4 protein-coding genes are annotated in these 3,118 nt (G+C 67.9%); 2 read left to right on the top strand and 2 right to left on the bottom strand.

Going from position 1 to position 3,118, the window contains the following annotated elements:
* The first annotated feature begins 186 nt into the window (after positions 1 to 186).
* Positions 187 to 1,641, top strand: coding sequence for a chromosomal replication initiator protein DnaA (gene dnaA / locus Q8Q77_RS10735; RefSeq protein WP_305583572.1), 1,455 nt, complete (start codon positions 187 to 189; stop codon positions 1,639 to 1,641).
* 108 nt (positions 1,642 to 1,749) lie between these two features.
* Here the strand turns inward: dnaA and Q8Q77_RS10730 are convergent, their stop codons facing one another.
* Positions 1,750 to 2,349 carry an SOS response-associated peptidase family protein gene (locus Q8Q77_RS10730; RefSeq protein ID WP_305583571.1) on the bottom strand — a complete coding sequence of 200 codons (600 nt, stop codon included), beginning with the start codon at positions 2,347 to 2,349 and terminating at the stop codon, positions 1,750 to 1,752.
* Positions 2,350 to 2,412: 63 nt separating this feature from the next.
* Between Q8Q77_RS10730 and Q8Q77_RS10725 the strand changes: the two genes are divergently transcribed.
* The gene (locus tag Q8Q77_RS10725; RefSeq protein ID WP_305583570.1) at positions 2,413 to 2,724 is read left to right on the top strand and encodes a low affinity iron permease family protein; all 312 of its coding nucleotides are present in this window, start codon (positions 2,413 to 2,415) and stop codon (positions 2,722 to 2,724) included.
* Positions 2,725 to 2,787: 63 nt separating this feature from the next.
* Here Q8Q77_RS10725 and Q8Q77_RS10720 read toward each other — a convergent pair.
* A partial coding sequence (locus Q8Q77_RS10720; RefSeq protein WP_305583569.1) for a S1 RNA-binding domain-containing protein occupies positions 2,788 to 3,118 on the bottom strand: 331 nt, incomplete at its 5' end.

The following is a 3,118-nucleotide window of genomic DNA, read 5'->3' as shown; positions in this document are numbered from 1 at the left end:
AAGAATCACCGTTGACCCCCTAACCGCCCCGACTAGGGTGGCAAGTCTTAAGACGTCCTTCCATCTGATCTCGGATGAAAAAAGACGGCGGCGAGGGCTATGCTCGCGCTGAATAAGGCTTTGTGTTCGTTAAACAAAGTTGGCCGTCGCGGGGGCGCTGAGCTGATGACACATGATGGGGTTGGAATGATGGCCAATGGTGGCATTGCGGGTTCTGTGTCCGAGACGCCGGCGGGGGCTGTCTGGACTAAAACCTGCGTCGCGCTGAGGCGGGAGCTGGGCGAAGCGACCTTCGGGTCGTGGCTCGGCCAGGCCGCCCTGCGCGAACGCGGGGCGGACCTGTGCCTGGTGGCGGCCACCGGCGTGGCGCGGGACTGGATTCGCCGCCATGCGTGGCGCCGGATCGGCGAACTTTGGGCGCAGAACGACCCGATGGGCCGTAGCCTGGACCTGAAGTCGCGGATGGAGTTCGACGCCCAGGCGTCCGGCGGCTATGCGGAGGCGCAAGCCCTGGCCTCTTCTTCGGTCGCGACGATAGACACCGATGTCATAGAGATCGAGGTCCCGGTCGCGGCCCCCGGGGTCGAGGCCCGCGCGGCCCGTCAGCAGGGCCTGCAGGAGCGCTTCTCGTTCGAGACCTTCGTGGCCGGCCCGGCCAACGAGTTCGCCTTCGCCGTGGCGCGCCGAGTGGCGTCCTGGGCCGACGGCCACTTCAATCCGGTGATCTTCCATGGCCCCTACGGCTTCGGGAAGACCCACCTGCTGAACGCGCTCGCCTGGGAGGCCATGCAGACCGACCCCGGAAAGCGGGTGGTCTACATCACCGCCGAACGTTTCACGACGACCTTCGTCAAGGCGGTCCAGGACCGTCAGACGGCGGCCTTCAAGGACGAGCTGCGCAACGCCGACCTGCTGCTGATCGACGACGTGCAGTTCGTGGCCGGCAAGACCTCCACCCAGGAGGAGCTGTTCCACACCCTGCTGGCCCTGGTCGAGGACGGCCGCCGCGTGGTGATGACCGCCGACCGCTCGCCCGCCGAGCTGTCGGAAATGGATCCCCGCCTGCGCAGCCACCTGCAGTCGGGCCTGGTCTGCGGCATCGAGCCCGCCGACCGGACCCTTCGCCTGGGCATCCTCGAGCGCAAGCTCGCCACCCTGGCCGCCCAGGGCCGCTTCGTACCCTCGGCCAAGCCCGAGGTGCTGCAGTTCCTGGCCGACCGCTTCACCGACAGCGTCCGTGAGCTGGAGGGGGCCCTCAACACTCTGATCGCCCGGGTGGGCGGCGAGATCGCCCGCCTGACCCTGGACGAGGCCCAGACGATCCTGCGGCCCCACCTGGCCTGCAACGAGCGCCGGGTGACCGTAGACCAGATCCAGAAGACGGTGGCCGAGCATTATCAGCTGAAGCAGGCCGACATGATCTCCGAGCGCCGCGCCCGCGCGGTGGCCCGGCCCCGCCAGGTGGCCATGTGGATCGCCAAGCAGATCACCACCCGCTCCCTGCCCGACATCGGCCGCAGGTTCGGCGGCCGCGACCACACCACGGTGCTGCACGCCGTGCGGCGGATCGAGGCGCTGAAGGCGGAAGATCCGGTGATCGCCCGCGACGTTGACGTGCTGCTGCGCAAGCTGCGCGGCTGATCTCAACCCTCACGCGCCCAGCCTAAGGCCCGCCCTTACCGGCGGGCCTCTCGCATTTGAGAGGTCGGTCGGCGCTTCTGGTTCTTCTCTCCTTGCGGGAGAAGGAAGCTAAGCCGCGAGGTCGACGCCGTCCCGGCGCAGGGTCCGCACCGCGAGCGTGCCCGCTGGACCGGGCAGCAGCAGCTCGCGCTCCGGCCGGGCCAGGGTCAGCCAGTCCATCCCCGCCTGCGGGGCGAAGGTGACGATCTGGCGGTCGTGGAAGGGCTTCACGTCCGGGCCCGGCTCGGTGGTTAGCAGGGTGAAGCAGCCCTCCTTGACGATGCCGGCGATCCAGAACCAGTCCTCGCCCGCCAGGGTGAAGCGGTGACGGTCCTTCAGCTTCACCCCCTTCGTCTGAGGCGCGGTGTATTCGAAGAAGCCGTCGGCCAGGACCAGAACCCGGTCGTTGTGCGAGAAATCCCGGCCCTCCGAGCGGAAGTTGAACACCGGCGCCCCGCGCGGCCCGGGCCAGGCCCAGATGACCGCCTCCCCCTCCAGCATCCCGTCGCGCAGCCGCACCACAACGGCGGTGTCGCGGATGCGGACCTGCGGCTGGGCGTCCAGGTTGGGGATCAAGCCGCCGCGCCAGCCGAACAGCGGCAGGGCGCGCTTGTCGAACTCCGCGATGGCGTCGGAGAGCTGTTTCTGGCGGGCGAACTCGTTGCACATGGGACGAGGTTAGCGCGCCGTGCGGCGGCTGCAACGCCCGGCCAGCCTCGCCGTTCTAGACCTATGACCCATTCGATCCTCCACCAGGGCCTCGACGCCTCGGGCCGCGTCTTCACCCACCCCGTCTCGCTGCTGGCCATGGCGCTGTTCGTCGGGGCCTGGGCGGTGTTCGAGCGCGAGACCCTGGACTGGCACGCGGCGGCGACCCTCATCACCTTCGCCATGGCCGTGGTGATCGAGCGCAACGCGCGGCGTGACACCACCGCCTTGCAGGCCAAACTGGACGAGCTCATCCACGCCACCGAAGGCGCGCGCAACGAGATCGCCGCCGTGGAGAACCAATCGATCGAGGAGATCGAGGCCCGGCGGCGTTAGGCAAACGAAAAGGGCGGCCGCATCGCTGCGGCCGCCCCTCGAACTCTAAGTAGCCTGGAAGCCTTAGGCTTCTTCGGTCTCGGCCGGAGCCTTGGCCGACAGGTCTTCACCGGTCTCCTGGTCGACGACCTTCATGGAGAGGCGGGTCTTGCCGCGATCGTCGAAGCCCAGGAGCTTGACCTTCACGGACTGGCCTTCAACCAGCACGTCGGACACCTTGGCGACGCGCTCGTTGGAGATCTGGCTCACGTGAACCAGGCCGTCCTTGGCGCCGAAGAAGTTCACGAAGGCGCCGAAGTCGACGATCTTCACGACCTTGCCGGTGTAGATGGCGTTCAGTTCCGGCTCCGAGGCGATGGACTTGATCCACTCCTTGGCCGCGTCGATCTTCGAC

Source organism: Phenylobacterium sp. (assembly GCF_030698145.1).
In the GTDB taxonomy this organism is placed as follows: Bacteria; Pseudomonadota; Alphaproteobacteria; order Caulobacterales; family Caulobacteraceae; genus Phenylobacterium.
Note: the sequence above shows the minus strand (reverse complement) of the source record. Positions and strands in the feature narration are given on the sequence as shown.